This is a genomic window from Biostraticola tofi, from assembly GCF_004343195.1.
Classification (GTDB): Bacteria; Pseudomonadota; Gammaproteobacteria; order Enterobacterales; family Enterobacteriaceae; genus Biostraticola; species Biostraticola tofi.
This window is the reverse complement of the sequence record NZ_SMCR01000001.1, coordinates 292,227-309,408: the sequence shown is the minus strand read 5'-3', so window position 1 is coordinate 309,408 and position 17,182 is coordinate 292,227. Positions and strand designations below refer to the sequence as shown.

13 protein-coding genes are annotated in these 17,182 nt (G+C 50.4%); 9 read left to right on the top strand and 4 right to left on the bottom strand.

The window, feature by feature from the left end; translation table 11 throughout:
• The first annotated feature begins 24 nt into the window (after positions 1-24).
• The gene (locus EDC52_RS01370; protein WP_131863469.1) at positions 25-1,371 is read left to right on the top strand and encodes a UDP-glucose dehydrogenase family protein; all 1,347 of its coding nucleotides are present in this window, start codon (positions 25-27) and stop codon (positions 1,369-1,371) included.
• 9 nt (positions 1,372-1,380) lie between these two features.
• Entirely contained in the window at positions 1,381-2,388 is a 1,008-nt protein-coding gene (locus tag EDC52_RS01365) for an NAD-dependent epimerase (protein WP_131863468.1), read from the top strand.
• A 327-nt stretch (positions 2,389-2,715) separates the two neighbouring features.
• Here the strand turns inward: EDC52_RS01365 and hns are convergent, their stop codons facing one another.
• A complete protein-coding gene (hns, locus tag EDC52_RS01360) occupies positions 2,716-3,123 on the bottom strand; it encodes a histone-like nucleoid-structuring protein H-NS (protein WP_131863467.1) in 408 nt (135 codons plus the stop codon).
• Positions 3,124-3,745: 622 nt separating this feature from the next.
• On the opposite strand from hns, the gene EDC52_RS01355 reads away from it, so the two are divergent.
• Positions 3,746-4,345, top strand: coding sequence for a thymidine kinase (locus EDC52_RS01355; protein ID WP_131863466.1), 600 nt, complete (start codon positions 3,746-3,748; stop codon positions 4,343-4,345).
• Between the two features lie 396 nt (positions 4,346-4,741).
• On the opposite strand, the gene adhE is transcribed toward EDC52_RS01355, so the two are convergent.
• Positions 4,742-7,462, bottom strand: a complete 2,721-nt coding sequence (adhE, locus tag EDC52_RS01350; protein ID WP_131863465.1) for a bifunctional acetaldehyde-CoA/alcohol dehydrogenase — start codon at positions 7,460-7,462, stop codon at positions 4,742-4,744.
• 1,368 nt (positions 7,463-8,830) lie between these two features.
• Between adhE and oppA the strand changes: the two genes are divergently transcribed.
• The 5 genes from oppA (at position 8,831) to oppF (ending at position 14,444) form a co-directional block, all read left to right on the top strand.
• Positions 8,831-10,468, top strand: a complete 1,638-nt coding sequence (gene oppA / locus EDC52_RS01345; protein ID WP_131863464.1) for an oligopeptide ABC transporter substrate-binding protein OppA — start codon at positions 8,831-8,833, stop codon at positions 10,466-10,468.
• A gap of 98 nt (positions 10,469-10,566) precedes the next feature.
• Positions 10,567-11,487, top strand: a complete 921-nt coding sequence (gene oppB, locus EDC52_RS01340; protein WP_131863463.1) for an oligopeptide ABC transporter permease OppB — start codon at positions 10,567-10,569, stop codon at positions 11,485-11,487.
• A 16-nt stretch (positions 11,488-11,503) separates the two neighbouring features.
• On the top strand, positions 11,504-12,412 hold the full coding sequence (gene oppC, locus EDC52_RS01335; RefSeq protein ID WP_131863462.1) for an oligopeptide ABC transporter permease OppC: 909 nt from the start codon (positions 11,504-11,506) through the stop codon (positions 12,410-12,412).
• A gap of 11 nt (positions 12,413-12,423) precedes the next feature.
• A complete protein-coding gene (gene oppD / locus EDC52_RS01330) occupies positions 12,424-13,431 on the top strand; it encodes an ABC transporter ATP-binding protein (RefSeq protein WP_131863461.1) in 1,008 nt (335 codons plus the stop codon).
• Positions 13,428-14,444, top strand: a complete 1,017-nt coding sequence (oppF, locus tag EDC52_RS01325; protein ID WP_131863460.1) for a murein tripeptide/oligopeptide ABC transporter ATP binding protein OppF — start codon at positions 13,428-13,430, stop codon at positions 14,442-14,444. The genes oppD and oppF overlap by 4 nt, the downstream gene beginning before the upstream one ends.
• A 117-nt stretch (positions 14,445-14,561) precedes the next feature.
• Here the strand turns inward: oppF and EDC52_RS01320 are convergent, their stop codons facing one another.
• Together EDC52_RS01320 and cls are read right to left on the bottom strand one after the other, a co-directional pair.
• Complete coding sequence (locus EDC52_RS01320) at positions 14,562-14,891, bottom strand: HI1450 family dsDNA-mimic protein (RefSeq protein WP_196237735.1); 330 nt, start codon at positions 14,889-14,891, stop codon at positions 14,562-14,564.
• Positions 14,892-14,940: 49 nt separating this feature from the next.
• Positions 14,941-16,401, bottom strand: a complete 1,461-nt coding sequence (gene cls, locus EDC52_RS01315; RefSeq protein ID WP_131863458.1) for a cardiolipin synthase — start codon at positions 16,399-16,401, stop codon at positions 14,941-14,943.
• 180 nt (positions 16,402-16,581) lie between these two features.
• Here cls and EDC52_RS01310 point away from each other — a divergent pair, with 180 nt between their 5' ends.
• Positions 16,582-16,758, top strand: coding sequence for a YciY family protein (locus EDC52_RS01310; protein ID WP_131863457.1), 177 nt, complete (start codon positions 16,582-16,584; stop codon positions 16,756-16,758).
• The last annotated feature ends 424 nt before the right edge of the window (positions 16,759-17,182 follow it).

The window sequence follows — 17,182 nt, the reverse complement described above, 5'->3', positions numbered from 1 at the left end:
GTTAAACAACCAGGATATTCCAAAATGAAAGTAACGGTTTTTGGTATCGGTTATGTTGGTTTGGTGCAGGCCGCAGTGCTCGCCGAAGTCGGGCATGACGTACTTTGCGTCGATGTCGATGAGACCAAGGTCGAGAACCTGAAAAAGGGCAACATACCTATTTACGAGCCTGGCCTGACCCCTCTCGTGCAGCAAAATTATGAATCGGGCCGGCTTAAATTTACCACGGATGCTAAAGCCGGCGTCGCTCATGGTGTTATGCAGTTTATTGCGGTCGGAACGCCGCCCGATGAGGATGGCTCAGCTGATCTGAAATATGTTACTGCGGTCGCCAGAACTATCGCCCAGTATATGGACGATCATAAAGTGGTGCTGGATAAGTCCACTGTACCGGTCGGTACGGCTGACAAAGTCCGCGCAGTGATGCAGGAAACGCTTAAAAGCCGCAACAGCCCGCTGACGTTCGATGTGGTCTCCAACCCTGAATTCCTTAAAGAGGGGGCGGCGGTCGCTGACTGTATGCGTCCTGAACGTATCGTGGTCGGGACTGATAATGACGATGTGGTTGAGCTGCTGCGCGAACTTTACGAGCCGTTCAATCGTAACCATGATCGGCTGATCCTGATGGATATTCGCAGTGCAGAGCTGACCAAGTATGCCGCTAACTGTATGCTGGCCACTAAAATCAGCTTTATGAATGAGATTTCCAATCTGGCGGAGCTGCTGGGCGCCGATATTGAAAAAGTCCGCCAGGGCATTGGTTCTGATCCACGCATTGGCTATCACTTCATCTACCCCGGCTGCGGCTATGGCGGTTCGTGCTTCCCGAAAGATGTGCAGGCGCTTATTCGTACCGCTGAACACATTGGCTACCAGCCAAAACTGCTGCAGGCGGTTGAAGATGTCAACTACCAGCAAAAGGACAAGCTGCCTCAGTTTATCAAACGCCATTTCGGCGATAATCTGCAGGGTAAAACCTTTGCGCTGTGGGGGCTGTCATTCAAACCCAATACCGATGATATGCGTGAAGCCTCCAGCCGCGTGTTGATGGAAAGACTGTGGCAGGCCGGCGCGCAGGTCCAGGCTTTCGACCCGGAAGCGATGGACGAAACCCAACGCATCTACGGCAACCGGTCGGACTTGAAACTGATGGGTACCAAGGAAGCCGCTCTGCAGGGCGCCGATGCATTGATCATCTGTACTGAATGGCAGAATTTCAGAGTACCGGATTTTGATGTCATCAAGTCATCCTTAAAGGAGCCGGTCATTTTTGACGGACGCAATCTGTTCGATCCTGACAGGTTAGCCAGCCGAGGCTTTACTTACTACGGCATTGGTCGCGGAGCCTCTTTGAGGTCTTATCAGAAATAAGAGGATCTGATGAAATTTTTGGTAACTGGGGCAGCAGGTTTCATAGGTTACCATGTCAGCGAGCGTCTGCTCGCTGATGGTCATGAGGTTGTCGGCATCGATAACCTTAATGACTATTATGACGTAACGTTGAAACAATCCCGCCTGGATAGACTTAACACTCACAGCAACTTCCATTTTCGCTTGCTTGATTTGGCTGACCGCCCCGGTATAGCAGCGCTTTTCAGCGAAGCTGGCTTTAACCGGGTGATACATCTTGGCGCTCAGGCAGGGGTGCGCTACTCGCTGGAAAACCCCTTGGCCTATGCCGATTCAAATTTGATCGGCCATCTGAACATTCTGGAAGGATGCAGACATCATCAGGTACAACACCTGCTGTATGCGTCATCAAGTTCAGTGTACGGTTTGAACCGCAAAATGCCTTTTTCTACCGAGGATTCGGTAGATCATCCTGTTTCGCTCTACGCGGCCACCAAAAAAGCCAACGAGCTGATGTCCCATACCTACTCTCATCTTTACCAGCTGCCTACCACCGGTCTGCGTTTCTTTACCGTCTATGGACCTTGGGGGCGCCCGGATATGGCGCTGTTCAAGTTTACTGAGGCGATGCTGGCGGGTAAGCCTATCGATGTATATAACCGCGGCGAGATGCGCCGGGATTTTACCTATATCGATGATATCGTCGAAGCTATTGTGCGTCTGCAGGATCACATTCCTACCGCCAATATTAGCTGGTCGGTAGAGACTGGATCGCCGGCAGGCAGTTCCGCCCCCTATTCGGTATACAATATCGGTAACAGCCAGCCGGTTAAATTGATGGCATACATTCAAGCGTTGGAGAACGCCCTGGGTATCACGGCAGTTAAGAATCTTTTGCCTATGCAGCCGGGTGATGTGTTGGAGACCAGTGCGGATACAGAAGCATTGAGCCGCGCCATCAATTTTAAACCTGAAACCTCCATCGACACTGGAATTCAACAATTCGTCGACTGGTATCGTAATTACTATCGACAATAGCGCGGTTGATATTTCAATCAGCTCATATCAAAGGCGGCCTCAGGGTTCGCCTTTTATTTTTGCGCTGACAGGCTAACCATGCGCCAGCGAGGGTGCACTGTCAGTGCAGGTAGAGTTCAGTAAAAAGAACTAACATTAATGAATGCGGTTATAAATTATACATGTCCATTTTAGAAATCTGCTACTAATGTGGAAACACTTTTTTTTAAACCGGGGAAGAAAGGCATAGGAAAGCGAGGTATCAGGCGCGTATCATGTCGATCGATTGGGATAAAAAAAACCCGCTGAATGCTCAACGGGGTTTTTACTGAAAAATAACTATTGAGATTACAGCAGGAAATCATCCAGTGATTTGCCTTCGTCTTCAATAGATTTTTTGATTACTGCAGGAGTGCGACCCTGGCCAGTCCAGGTTTTTACTTCGCCATTTTCATCGGTGTACTGATATTTAGCCGGACGTGCAGCACGCTTAGCTTTGCCAGTAGCCTTGGAAGCGCTCATTGTCTGCAGCAGTTCATTAGGATCAATGCCATCGGCAATCAGCATTTCGCGATACTGCTGTAATTTACGCGTGCGTTCTTCAATTTCAGCTTGTGCCTGAGTATCTTCTTCACGGCGCTCATTGACTACCACCTCAAGTTTCTCCAGCATTTCTTCCAGAGTTTCGAGGGTACATTCTCTAGCCTGCGCGCGCAGAGTACGGATGTTGTTAAGAATTTTTAGTGCTTCGCTCATTGACCTAATCTCGAATAATATAATGGGGGGCGTCTGAGTAATAATAGAGCCCTTATTTCCATTCTGCAATAGCTAGTTTGTCAGTTCGCTAAAAAAATAAGGTTTTTTTTATAACCTATAATGCGCAAAAGAGGTTAAATATAATGTGTTCACTGGGTGGCAAATTGATTTTAAAGGCTCTGATTTGCGGTGAACCCAGATATGACGGGCACATTGCTATGGGGTTTTCATTATAAGCCAAGTTTATATCAAGCGGAATGTGATGAATTTATAACTATCCTTAATCCAAACGACATAGGTAAATATCCTGTTAAAAAAGGTAAAAACCGCCTTTAGCCTTATAGTTTTACTGCCCCTTAGCTTTCAATGAGTGGCTGCCATCTTAGAAAAACCTGTTCTTTTTTTAGAGCGAGAGCACAGTTCGGATTGCTAACACGGCTTCGCCATGCTTAAGCGTTTGCAATTTATATATCATGTGCATAAACAAATCTGTCGCGTCTGCCGGCAAGCAAATCCGCTGTGTGGCTGATGCAATCCCCAGTCTGGGCCAGCACTCGACAAGAATATGATACACTCACATCGAATTTATTATGTCCTGGTATTGGGTCGGAGAGATGAGCATATGGCTCAACTATATTTTTATTATTCCGCAATGAATGCTGGTAAATCGACCGCATTGTTACAGTCTTCTTATAATTACCATGAGCGCGGAATGCGCACGATGGTTTTCACCGCAGAAATAGATGATCGTTTTGCCAGCGGTCGGGTGAGTTCGCGTATCGGACTGTCATCACCGGCGACGCTCTACAACCGAGATACCGATTTGCTGGCGCAGATAACCGAGGAGCATCAACGGCACCGAGTTCATTGCGTCTTGGTAGATGAATGTCAGTTCCTGACGCAAGCGCAGGTTTATGCCTTATCTGAAGTGGTCGACAGTCTTGGCATCCCGGTGCTGTGCTATGGCTTGCGTACCGATTTCAAAGCCACGCTGTTCCCAGGCAGTCAATATCTGCTTGCCTGGGCTGATAAGCTCATTGAATTGAAAACCGTCTGTTTTTGCGGGCGTAAAGCGAATCATACCCTGCGGCTAGATGCCGAAGGCAGGGCGGTGCAAAGCGGACAGCAGGTGGTGATTGGCGGCAATGAACGCTACATCTCAGTATGCCGCCGGCATTACAAGCATGCGCTGGCCACCGGCGAACCGGTAAAAGGCTTATGAAGCGGTATCGGGCTTGCCTAAGGGCGCAATGTACAACTGCAGTGCCTTTAGGTGCCCTGTAACGGCACTGGCAGGCGTGATGCCGTCAGGATGTAAAATGATATCAATTGCATGTATTGAAGCGTGCTGAGTGCCGGCTGGTGCGGTTAAGGCGCGTTTTGCCGATAATCTTCTAGCAGAAACCTTTCTGAAAGGCGTGTGAGGCCGTTCATGCTCAAAGGCGTGTCAGGCCGGTCATGCTTGTTGCAGGGAGCATGATGTCAGGACATAAAAAAGCCCTGGCCCTACGCTTGTGCAGATGACTTGCAACGCAGTGGACTCAGGGCTGAAGGCGGGGTGTTAACCAATAAACTCACGGCGCCTGACGAACAACCTCAACAGGCGCAGTGGCTGGGGTCAGTTCGTCACCTTTTTCGCTTTCTTGGTGTTACCTTTATCGGCCAAGGTCTGTTGAATGATATCGCCTACCGGGGCCGGAGCCGTGGCCGCCGCGACCACATTTTCGTAAGGCTCTACAAACTTGCGGCCATAATACGTATCCATCAGAATCTGTTTGAGCTCAGAGATCAGCGGGTAACGTGGGTTAGCGCCGGTACACTGGTCATCAAATGCATCTTCTGACAGTTTATCCACCTTGGCCAGGAAATCAGCTTCCTGCACGCCAGCTTCACGTATTGAGGTTGGAATACCCAATTCAGTCTTGATTTCATCAAGCCAGGTAAGCAACCGCTCGATTTTTTGTGCTGTACGATCGCCTGGCGCGCTGAGGCCCAGATGGTCAGCCACTTCAGCATAACGACGGCGCGCCTGCGGGCGGTCGTACTGACTGAACGCCGTCTGCTTGGTCGGGTTGTCATTGGCGTTGTAGCGGATAACGTTGGATATAAGCATTGCATTCGCCAGGCCATGAGGGATATGGAATTCAGAGCCCAGTTTATGCGCCATGGAGTGACAGACGCCCAAGAAGGCGTTGGCAAAGGCGATCCCGGCGATGGTGGCGGCGTTATGGACGCGTTCACGGGCGACCGGATTGGTGGCGCCATCTCGATAGCTGGCCGGCAGGTATTCTTTAAGCAGTTTCAACGCCTGCAGCGCCTGACCGTCTGAGAACTCGCTCGCCATGATGGAAACGTACGCTTCAAGCGCATGGGTGACCGCGTCCAGCCCGCCAAAGGCGCACAGCGACTTAGGCATGTTCATCACCAGGTTGGCATCGACAATGGCCATATCCGGCACCAGCGCGTAGTCGGCAAGTGGGTATTTCTGGCCAGTTGCGTCATCGGTAACCACTGCAAACGGTGTGACTTCAGAACCGGTGCCTGAGGTAGTGGTAATGGCAATCAGTTTTGCCTTAACACCCATTTTCGGGAACTTGTAGATGCGTTTACGGATGTCCATAAAACGCAACGCCAATTCTTCAAAATGGGTTTCCGGATGTTCATACATGACCCACATGATCTTGGCTGCATCCATCGGCGAACCGCCGCCCAGGGCAATAATGACATCCGGTTTAAAGGAGTTCATCTCTTCAGCACCGGCGCGCACCACGGTCAGGGTAGGATCAGCCTCAACTTCAAAGAACACTTTGGTTTCGATATTGTGCTTTTTCAGTACTGAAATGATTTGGTCTGCGTAGCCGTTGTTGAAAAGGAACCGGTCAGTGACGATAAAGGCGCGTTTGGCGCCATCAGTCGCGACTTCATCCAGGGCGATAGGCAGGGATCCGCGACGGAAATAGATGGATTTAGGAAGCTTATGCCATAACATATTTTCTGCTCGCTTAGCCACGGTTTTCGTGTTGATCAAGTGTTTGGGCCCGACGTTTTCGGAAATAGAGTTGCCCCCCCATGAACCACAACCCAGTGTCAGTGACGGCGCAAGCTTAAAGTTGTAAAGATCGCCGATACCGCCTTGCGAAGCCGGTGTGTTGATAAGAATACGCGCGGTCTTCATTTTATCGCCGAAGAAATTAACCCGGTCCGGCTGGTTATCCTGATCGGTATAAAGACAAGATGTATGACCGATACCGCCCATGGCTACCAGTTTTTCAGCTATGGCAACCGCATCGTCAAAATCCTTCGCCCGATACATTGCAAGGGTAGGCGAGAGCTTTTCGTGGGCGAAAGGCTCGCTTTCATCCACATCCTTCACTTCACCAATCAGCACTTTGGTGGTGCCCGGGACCCGGATACCGGCCATTTCGGCGATACGTGCGGCAGGCTGGCCAACAATGGCCGCATTCAGTCCGCCATTTTTCAGGATAATTCCCTGAACGGCGTGCAGCTCGTCGCCTTGCAGCAGATAGCCGCCATGGCTGGAGAACCGTTCGCGTACGGCATCATAAATGGAATCAACAACGATAACCGACTGCTCAGACGCACAGATAACGCCATTGTCGAAGGTTTTAGACATCAGTATCGACGCAACGGCGCGTTTGATATCAGCGGTTTCATCCACCACGACCGGCGTGTTACCGGCGCCAACGCCAATTGCAGGTTTACCCGAACTGTAAGCGGCTTTCACCATGCCAGGTCCACCCGTCGCGAGAATCAGATTGATATCGGGGTGGTGCATCAATTGATTAGATAATTCGACCGAAGGTTCATCGATCCAGCCAACAATGTCTTTAGGCGCACCAGCGGCGATTGCTGCCTGAAGCACAATATCGGCCGCTTTATTGGTGGCATTCTTGGCCCGTGGGTGTGGAGAGAAAATGATGCCGTTACGTGTCTTCAGGCTTATCAGCGCCTTGAAGATGGCGGTGGATGTCGGGTTAGTCGTCGGGACGATTCCACAAATGATACCGATCGGTTCAGCAATAGTGATGGTGCCAAAGGTGTCATCCTGGGATAAAATACCGCAGGTTTTCTCATCTTTATAAGCATTATAAATATATTCAGAAGCGAAGTGGTTTTTAATCACTTTATCTTCGACGATACCCATGCCTGATTCGGCGACGGCCATTTTAGCCAGGGGGATACGCGCATCGGCGGCGGCAAGGGCAGCGGCGCGGAAAATCTTATCCACTTGCTCTTGACTGAAATTGGCATATTCGCGCTGGGCCTTCTTGACCCGGTCAACCAAGGCGTTCAGTTCAGCGACATTAGTAACAGCCATAATGCTCTCCTAATAAATGTTAAATTTTAGATTGAATTTTAAACTCTTTAGCTAAAAGGTCATCTCAGCGAATAAGTCATTATAGGCATTATCCGGGACTTGTGAGTTAAGGCTCTGGTTGATGGCCTATGGTGAGCTTTGAGCTAATGAGTTTATACCGAGAACCCATCCTGCTTGGCTTTCTTCGTTAATGGAAAGTCTACGAGCTATTGTCTATTCATAATGTGATCGTAGTCACAATTCATTGATGCTGACACCATTCAGCAAGGGCTTTGAAAACAAAAAGTTAACGGGTAGATGCTAAAATGTTAATGGAAAGAGAGCCGATTAAATTCTATTCCTCTTTTGTCTTTAACGCGGCATTATTCGCGAGGAAAAATAGGGGGTTAGTGAGGTAATCAACGCGAAATGGACAATTAACTGATTAGAAACATTTACCCATTCTCAGTGCCAGTTTGTTTACCCTTTTTTACTTTTTATCCGGCCGGTTATACTGGTATACCGCCAGTAGCGTTGCTGATTGGAATTTCAATTTTTTAATTACCGGCCTGTCAGGGTATTGAGTCAACGTTTTATCGCACCCATCCAGCAGCAGACTATTAACGTCATTCCGCGTTATTGGGCCAAGGTTTAAATTATTTTTTAAAAAATAATAATAATTTGATTTCGCGCCAGGTATTCATACCGCAGCAGCACTATTAATAAAGCCACAAACGTTTATTTGCGCAAGTCGGCGAATTCACGCCGCAGGCGGCGTAGCTAAGCCTCACATTGACCGTATCGAATACCCTTAATGCACGATGACAATGCATTTGACGATAATATAGACGAAACATGCGCCATTATGTAGCAACGATGGGATAGCGGGCAAAAGCTTGAATTAATCGATTCACGCAAGAAAAAACCTATCCCAATCAGCAATATGAGAAAAGTGTAAATAATGGATGCACTTTTTTTCTGCCTTGCCGGCCAAAGTGACTTGTCATGGTGCTATTCAGATGTTATTAGTGTTATTTCATTAATGATCAGGCGTTTATTCTTAATTACGGCGATATAATGACCGGATCTGTTTCGAAGTGGGTCGAGGTTAAGAACATTAGTCCTTCCTAATGATTGAATCATGCGTTTTTTCAATACGATAGAGGAATAATGTCGCTGTCATCATGGTGATAACAAGCAGGATAATCGGCTTTTTACACTGCGGCCGTAGCGTATCAAGCCGGCCATTATCAGGCTGTGAGGAATTGACCTTCCTGGCCCACGGGTTTCGTTCACCCCGGGCAAGGGAATCATCACACCCGGTGTGACGGGAACCTGCAGCCGCTCCAAGGGCGGAATGCAATAATAATAAACTGGAGTGCATCACGAATGACCAACATCACGTCTAAAACTTTATTGGCAGCGGGCATTATTGCCGCTTTGGGCACTATGTCGGCTGGCGCAGTGTATGCGGCTGATGTACCGGCCGGGGTCCAGCTTAGCGACAAGCAGACTTTGGTAAGGGGTAATGGCGCCGAACTGCAATCATTGGACCCACATAAAATAGAAGGTGTACCCGAGTCCAACGTTAACCGTGACGTACTGGAAGGGCTGGTTATCAACGACGTTGACGGCCATGCCGTACCGGGTGTGGCGGCAAGCTGGGACCAAAAAGATTTTAAAATCTGGACCTTCCACCTGCGGCCCGACGCCAAATGGTCAGACGGCTCTCCGGTGACTGCCCAGGATTTCGTCTTCAGCTGGCAGCGTCTGGCCGATCCGCAAACCGCGTCCCCTTATGAAAGTTACCTGCAATATGCTCAAATCGAAAATATCGACGATATCATCAGTAACAAAAAGAAACCGGATACGCTGGGCGTTAAGGCAATTGATGAGCATACGCTGGAAGTGACCCTGTCCGCGCCAGTTCCCTATTTCATCAAACTGCTGGCGCATCCATCGATGTCGCCGGTGCCACAGAAAGTCGTCGAGAAATTTGGCGATCGCTGGACCCAACCGGCTAACTGGGTGGGAAACGGCGCCTATAAAGTTAAAGACTGGGTGATTAACGAGCGTCTGGTGCTGGAACGCAATCCACAATATTGGGATAATGCCAAAACCGTCATCAATCAGGTCACCTACCTGCCGATTTCTTCGGAAGTCACCGATATAAACCGGTATCGTGCTGGCGAAACCGACATGACCTATAACAACATGCCTATCGAGTTATTCCAAAAACTGAAGCGCGAAATTCCCACCGAAGTCCATGTTGATCCTTATCTTTGCACCTATTACTACGAAATCAACAACCAGAAGCCGCCGTTTAACGATGTACGTGTCCGTACCGCACTGAAATTGGGCCTGGATCGCGACATTATTGTTAATAAAGTGAAAGCGCAGGGCGATTTACCGGCCTACGGCTATACGCCGCCTTATACTGATGGCGCCAAGCTGACGCCGCCGGAGTGGTTCGGCTGGTCTCAGGACAAGCGCAATGAAGAAGCCCGTAAATTGCTGGAGCAGGCTGGATATACCAAAGATAAGCCGTTGACCTTTGACCTGCTTTACAACACCTCGGATCTGCATAAAAAGTTGGCCATTGCCGTCTCATCCATTTGGAAGAAAAATCTGGGCGTCAATGTGAAGCTGGAGAATCAGGAATGGAAAACCTTCCTGGACACCCGCCATCAGGGCAACTTTGATGTCGCGCGGGCTGGCTGGTGTGCTGACTATAATGAACCCACTTCCTTCCTGAATACCATGCTCTCAGGCAGTTCTAATAATACTGCTCACTATAAGAGCCCGGCTTTTGACGCCTTTATCAGCGATGCACTTAACGCTGGCGATGACAATGCTCGTGCTGCCATTTATGCCCAGGCCGAACAACAACTTGATAAAGATTCGGCTATCGTGCCGGTCTACTATTATGTAAACGCACGTCTGGTTAAGCCTTATGTCGGCGGTTATACCGGTAAGGATCCGCTGGATAACCTTTACGTGAAAAACTTGTATATCATCAAGCATTAAGATTCTTGATCTTGTAACAGGGCCGGGCGTTACCACGCCTTGCCCTGTTTTTCCTGTTCATCAGCAATGTTGTAGAAGCCAAGTTATAGGTCTGGGTAATGCTAAAGTTTATTTTACGTCGGCTGTTGGAAGCCATTCCGACGCTGTTCATTTTGATCACTATCTCATTCTTTATGATGCGACTGGCCCCGGGCAGCCCGTTTACCGGTGAGCGAAATCTGCCGCCAGAAGTCATGGCCAATATTGAGGCTAAGTATCATTTAAATGATCCGATACTGAAACAATACGGCAATTATCTGCTGCAATTAACGAAAGGTGACCTTGGTCCTTCTTTTAAATATAAGGACTATACGGTAAACGATCTGGTAGCCAATTCATTCCCGGTTTCCCTTAAACTGGGTCTAGCGGCCTTTATCGTTGCCATGGTTTTTGGCGTGAGCGCTGGCGTCATGGCCGCACTGCGCCAGAACACCAAATGGGACTACCTGGTGATGAGCTTTGCCATGACCGGGGTGGTTATACCCAGTTTCGTGGTTGCGCCTTTATTGGTGCTGTTATTTGCCATCAGTCTGAAATGGTTGCCGGCCGGCGGTTGGAATGGCGGTTCACCGCAATTTGTCATACTGCCGATGATCGCTCTTTCGCTGGCCTATATTGCCAGCATCGCGCGTATTACTCGCGGCTCAATGATTGAAGTGCTGCACTCTAACTTTATTCGTACCGCCAGGGCCAAAGGTCTGCCGATGCGCCGTATTATTCTAAGCCACGCACTTAAACCGGCCATGCTGCCGGTGATTTCCTATATGGGACCTGCTTTTGTCGGTATCATTACCGGATCGATGGTTATTGAAACCATTTATGGCTTACCGGGTATTGGCCAGCTGTTTGTTAACGGTGCCTTGAATCGTGACTATTCCCTGGTGTTGAGCCTGACCATTTTGGTCGGCGCACTGACTATTCTTTTCAATGCGGTGGTCGATATCCTGTATGCGGTAATCGATCCCAAAATACGTTATTAAGCTGGAGCACGCATTCATGATTGTCGGAAACAAAAACAGCGAAGCTCTGGAAAAATTCAGTGAGAAACTGGACGTGGAGGGGCGGAGCCTGTGGCAAGATGCCCGTCAGCGTTTCATTCATAACCGGGCTGCCCTAATCAGTCTTTTCGTGTTGTTCCTGATTACCCTGTTCGTGGTATTAGCGCCTTCACTGTCGCAATTCAGTTATTTCGATACCGACTGGGGAATGATGTCGAGCGCGCCTGATTTGGTGTCTGCCCACTATTTCGGTACTGACTCATCAGGGCGCGATTTGCTGGTGCGGGTCGCCATCGGCGGACGTATTTCTTTGATGGTCGGTGTGGCGGCAGCGCTGGTCGCCGTCGTATTGGGAACCCTTTACGGTGCGATGTCAGGCTATCTGGGCGGCAAGACTGATTCAGTGATGATGCGTTTACTAGAGATACTGAACTCATTTCCTTTCATGTTCTTCGTCATCTTGCTGGTGACATTCTTCGGTCAAAATATTTTCCTGATATTCATCGCTATCGGCATGGTGTCATGGCTCGATATGGCGCGAATTGTTCGCGGTCAGACGCTAGGCCTGAAACGAAAAGAATTTATTGAAGCTGCCATCGTCAGCGGGGTATCCAGCCGGCACATTATCCTGCGCCATATCGTGCCTAATGTACTCGGGGTCGTGGTGGTATATGCGTCTTTACTGGTGCCAAGTATGATCCTGTTTGAATCTTTCCTCAGTTTTCTGGGATTAGGTACTCAGGAACCCTTGAGCAGTTGGGGTGCATTGCTGTCTGATGGTGCCAACTCCATGGAAGTCTCTCCCTGGTTACTGATGTTTCCCGCGTCATTCCTGGTAGTTACCCTGTTTTGTTTCAACTTTATCGGCGATGGTCTGCGTGATGCCCTCGACCCGAAAGATCGATAAGGAGTGCCGCGATGAGCATACCTGATAATTTCCCATTGCCGACAGCTGCTCCGGGGCTGTTGGACGTTCGCGATCTGCGCGTCACTTTTTCAACCAATGATGGCGAAGTTACCGCGGTTAATGACCTGAACTTCTCGCTCAATGCCGGGGAAACCTTAGGGATAGTCGGCGAGTCAGGTTCAGGAAAGTCGCAAACCGCTTTTGCTTTGATGGGACTGCTGGCCGCCAATGGCCGTATTGGCGGTTCAGCCAGATTCAATGGCCGTGAAATCCTTAATCTGCCTGAGAAGGAGTTGAACAAGCTGCGTTCAGAGCAAATTTCAATGATATTCCAGGATCCAATGACCTCGCTTAACCCCTATATGCGGGTCGGCGAACAGTTGATGGAAGTGCTTCGATTGCATAAAAACATCAGCAAGCACGAGGCTTTTGAAGAGTCGGTGCGCATGCTGGATGCGGTTAAGATGCCGGAAGCCCGTAAACGTATGCGCATGTATCCCCATGAGTTTTCAGGCGGTATGCGCCAGCGGGTGATGATTGCCATTGCTTTGCTCTGCCGTCCCAAGCTGCTGATTGCCGATGAGCCGACGACGGCGCTCGATGTCACGGTACAGGCACAGATCATGACGCTGCTCAATGAACTCAAGCGTGAGTTCAATACGGCCATCATTATGATTACGCATGATCTTGGCGTGGTCGCCGGCATTTGCGATCGGGTGTTGGTGATGTATGCCGGCAGGACCATGGAATATGGCAAGGCCACCGATGTATTTTACCGGCCCAGCCACCCCTATTCCATCGGTTTGCTCGGTGCGGTACCTCGTCTTGACGCCGAAGGTACTGAGCTGATGGCGACTATTCCGGGTAACCCGCCTAATTTGCTGCGCCTGCCCGCAGGCTGTCCATTCCAGCCGCGCTGTAAATATGCCATGGACATATGCTCGACCATGCCGCCACTGGAACGATTTGGCGACCAGCGCCTGCGCGCCTGCTACAAGCCTTTGGAGGAACTGGTATGAATGCCACCGGCGAAAACAAGAAAGTGATCCTTGATGTCGAGAATCTGAAAGTCTATTTCGACGTCAAGGGTGATAAGCAATGGTTCTGGCAGCCGGCAAAAAGCCTGAAGGCAGTCGATGGCGTATCCCTGCGCCTTTACGAAGGGGAAACCCTCGGTGTGGTGGGCGAGTCCGGCTGTGGTAAATCCACCTTTGCCCGCGCCTTGATTGGCCTGGTCAAAGCGACCAGCGGGCGCATCGCCTGGTTGGGCAAAGAGCTGCAGGATATGGATAATGCCCAGTGGCGTTCAACCCGCAGCGATATCCAGATGATTTTCCAGGATCCACTGGCGTCGCTGAATCCGCGCATGACCATTGGCGATATCATTGCCGAACCGCTCAAGACCTATTATCCCAAGATGCCTCGCCAGGAAGTTAAGGATAAAGTCAGCAACATGATGATGAAAGTCGGGCTATTGCCTAACTTGATTAATCGCTATCCTCATGAGTTTTCCGGTGGACAATGCCAGCGTATCGGCATCGCCCGGGCGCTTATTCTTGAACCCAAACTGGTAATCTGCGATGAACCGGTGTCGGCGCTGGATGTGTCTATTCAAGCACAGGTCGTTAACCTGCTTCAGCAACTGCAGCGTGAAATGGGATTGTCATTGATTTTTATCGCCCATGACCTGGCGGTGGTTAAACATATTTCAGATCGGGTATTGGTCATGTATTTGGGCCATGCGGTCGAATTGGGCACCTATGACGAGGTTTATCATAATCCTCAGCACCCTTATACTAAAGCGCTGATGTCCGCAGTACCGATTCCAGATCCGGATAAAGAACGAAATAAGGTGATTCAACTGCTCGAAGGGGACCTGCCTTCGCCGATCAACCCCCCGTCTGGCTGTGTATTTCGAACTCGCTGTCCAATAGCCTCGGAGCAGTGTGCCCTAACGCGGCCAATCTTGCAGGGCAGTTTCCGCCATGCCTGCTCCTGCATCAAAGTCGATGCCAGCCAGCTGGCGCAGTAATTCGGTGTGAACATGACGCCCGGCATGCTGTAGCGGGCGTCATCTGACGGGCGGATAAGCGCTGAGCTGGAGATGCGTTTGCCGAGCGTCGGGGAAAGGGCTACTGGAGAAGGGCGGTTATTCTTTCCACAAAATGTGGCAGATTTTCTCGGCTTTATCACGGCAGATCAAAATGCGCGCAAACACGTCATTCACTTCCATGCCGTCTGCTTCCGCCAGGCCAATCACGACTTCTGCAAAGAAGTCCGGATTGAGATCAAAATCAACTTGTTCATGCCATTCTTCGGCAGGATCAAACAGTTCGGCCGCGCCCCGTTGCTCAAACTGCAGATTGAAAAGCAATACATCCGCCGGATCCAGATTATCCTGGGCAAGTTCAAGAAAGATGTCGTAGGCCTGTTCGAGCGTCTCGTCATCTGTCAGGCGGTTATTCAAATCCATTATCATCGTCCTCAGACCTATCTTGTCGACTATTACACCATGATGCGGCCATGAATTACAGCAACGGACTGAAAAAGTAGAACAGTCGCTCGACGATACGCTGCCAATATGGCCTGGCGGCCCAGACTTTGGGATCGATTACCCGTGAACGGGCAATATAGTCTTCCTGCACCCGGGCGAGATCACTGCCGAAATCATCATCATCAATCACCAGAGTGATTTCAAAATTCAGCCACAGGCTGCGCATATCCAGATTGACAGTGCCTACCAGGCTCAGCTGCCCATCAACCAGCACGCTTTTGGTATGCAGGAGCCCATCTTCGAACTGGTGAATATGCACACCGGCCTCCAGCAACTCGGCAAAAAAGGCGCGGCTGGCCCAGCCGACCAGCAGCGAATCATTATCGCGCGGAACCACAATATGGACATCTATGCCGCGCTGGGCGGCGGTACAGATGGCGTGCAGCAAATCGTCGCTTGGCACCAGGTAGGGAGTGGTCATGATAAGCTGCTGGTGGGCCGAATAGATTGCCGTCAGCAGCGCCTGATGAATAACGCCTTCCGGGAAACCGGGACCGGAAGCAATCACCTGAATGGTATGGCCGCTTGCCTGTTCGAACGGCATGATGTTGACGTCGGGTGGAGGTGGCTGCAAGCGCTGGCCGGTTTCAATTTCCCAGTCGCAGGAGTAAATAATGCCCATGGCGGAGGCCACCGGGCCTTCCATACGGGCCATTAAATCAATCCACTGGCCGACGCCGGCATCTTGCTTGAAATAGCGCGGATCAACCATATTCATGCTGCCGGTATATGAAATATAGTTATCGATCAAAACCATCTTGCGGTGCTGACGCAGATCCATGCGCCGCAGGAACACACGCAGTACGCTGACATTCAATGACTGTACCACCTCAACGCCGGCAGTGCGCATGATGGCCGGGTAAGGGCTTTTGAAAAACGCCACGCTGCCGGCGGCATCCAGCATCATCCGGCAGTGGACGCCGCGCCTGGCGGCGGCCATCAGCGCCTCGGCGACCTGATCCACCAGGCCGCCGGACTGCCAGATATAAAACACCATCTCAATACTTTTTTGCGCCAGCCCGATATCCTTGATCAGCGCTTTCATGGCGTCGTCGGCGCTGGTGAGCAACTGCAGTTTATTACCCTTCAATCCGCCCATGCCTTGGCGATGTTCACACAGCTGAAACAGGGACCTGGCCACTTCACTGTTTTCAGTGGCAAAGATACGTTGGTATTGTTTTAAATCCTGCATCCATTTGGCGGTGGAGGGCCACATGGCTTTGGCGCGTTCTGCCCGGCGTTTACCCAGATTGAGTTCGCCGAACAACAGATAAGTAATGATACCGACCAGGGGGAGGATATAGATAACCAGAAGCCATGCCATCGCAGAAGGCACCGCCCGGCGTTTCATCAGTACTCGCAGCGTGACGCCTGCGATAAGCAGCCAGTAGCCGAATATTAGTAGCCAGTTGATAATGGCATAAACTGTTGTCATGAAGGCAAAAAATCCTGTCTGCAAGGCATTGGGTCGAGTGTACGCATAAGCGCCTGAAAGAGGAAGAGGAAATTAGCTGTCCCCATAGCAGCGAAAGCGGGCCGGCCGCCGCTTGCGAGGGTTGGATCGACGGGTGAAATGTTTATAATAACGCCCACGAAAACCAGGCCGGAAAGGGTTATGAAAAGAAGCAGAAATGAAGTCAGTCGATGGCGCATGCAGAGACAAGCCCAGCGACGCCGTCGCCAGTGGGTTGAATCTCAATCCCGTACTTATCGTCACCTGACCCGAATAAGTCATCTGCAATCGAAGCAGCAGCGCCGCTGTTTACTGTTCTCTACCGCTTTTGGCTGTTGAGACTCTTTGCCTGGTCACCGGCGCAAAAAAACCGGCTTAAGCCGGTTTAAGGTAGATAACGTTCCACGTACCTTTTCATCTGGGTCGTCCAATCCCCAGTAATCTGTTTTACTGTGTGGCAGTAGTGGTGGAGGTCGACGTAGAGCTGCCGGTGCCGTTAGGATCACCTGCAGATGCCACTGCGGCCACGGAGCTTGACACGAAGCCCGGATCCGACGTGGTCGCCGCACCGGATGCGCTTTGAGACGCCACTTCTGTCGTGCCCGCCGCACCGGCGGCGAACGCCGCAGGACTGCTAGCAGCAACCATTACCATTGATACCAAAAGTATTTTCTTCAACATAATTACCTCCGATTGTATATGAGCGAACCAGGAGTACAGCGTTATTACCGTAAGCCAAATAAAGCGGCAGCACAAACCGGAG

What these genes read in the sequence shown, in the direction of transcription:
- EDC52_RS01370 (WP_131863469.1), top strand. Translation starts at nt 25, where the DNA reads ATGAAAGTAACGGTTTTTGGTATCGGTTATGTTGGTTTGGTGCAGGCC.
- EDC52_RS01365 (WP_131863468.1), top strand. Translation starts at nt 1,381, where the DNA reads ATGAAATTTTTGGTAACTGGGGCAGCAGGTTTCATAGGTTACCATGTC.
- hns (WP_131863467.1), bottom strand. Translation starts at nt 3,123, where the DNA reads ATGAGCGAAGCACTAAAAATTCTTAACAACATCCGTACTCTGCGCGCG.
- EDC52_RS01355 (WP_131863466.1), top strand. Translation starts at nt 3,746, where the DNA reads ATGGCTCAACTATATTTTTATTATTCCGCAATGAATGCTGGTAAATCG.
- adhE (WP_131863465.1), bottom strand. Translation starts at nt 7,462, where the DNA reads ATGGCTGTTACTAATGTCGCTGAACTGAACGCCTTGGTTGACCGGGTC.
- oppA (WP_131863464.1), top strand. Translation starts at nt 8,831, where the DNA reads ATGACCAACATCACGTCTAAAACTTTATTGGCAGCGGGCATTATTGCC.
- oppB (WP_131863463.1), top strand. Translation starts at nt 10,567, where the DNA reads ATGCTAAAGTTTATTTTACGTCGGCTGTTGGAAGCCATTCCGACGCTG.
- oppC (WP_131863462.1), top strand. Translation starts at nt 11,504, where the DNA reads ATGATTGTCGGAAACAAAAACAGCGAAGCTCTGGAAAAATTCAGTGAG.
- oppD (WP_131863461.1), top strand. Translation starts at nt 12,424, where the DNA reads ATGAGCATACCTGATAATTTCCCATTGCCGACAGCTGCTCCGGGGCTG.
- oppF (WP_131863460.1), top strand. Translation starts at nt 13,428, where the DNA reads ATGAATGCCACCGGCGAAAACAAGAAAGTGATCCTTGATGTCGAGAAT.
- EDC52_RS01320 (WP_196237735.1), bottom strand. Translation starts at nt 14,891, where the DNA reads ATGATAATGGATTTGAATAACCGCCTGACAGATGACGAGACGCTCGAA.
- cls (WP_131863458.1), bottom strand. Translation starts at nt 16,401, where the DNA reads ATGACAACAGTTTATGCCATTATCAACTGGCTACTAATATTCGGCTAC.
- EDC52_RS01310 (WP_131863457.1), top strand. Translation starts at nt 16,582, where the DNA reads ATGAAAAGAAGCAGAAATGAAGTCAGTCGATGGCGCATGCAGAGACAA.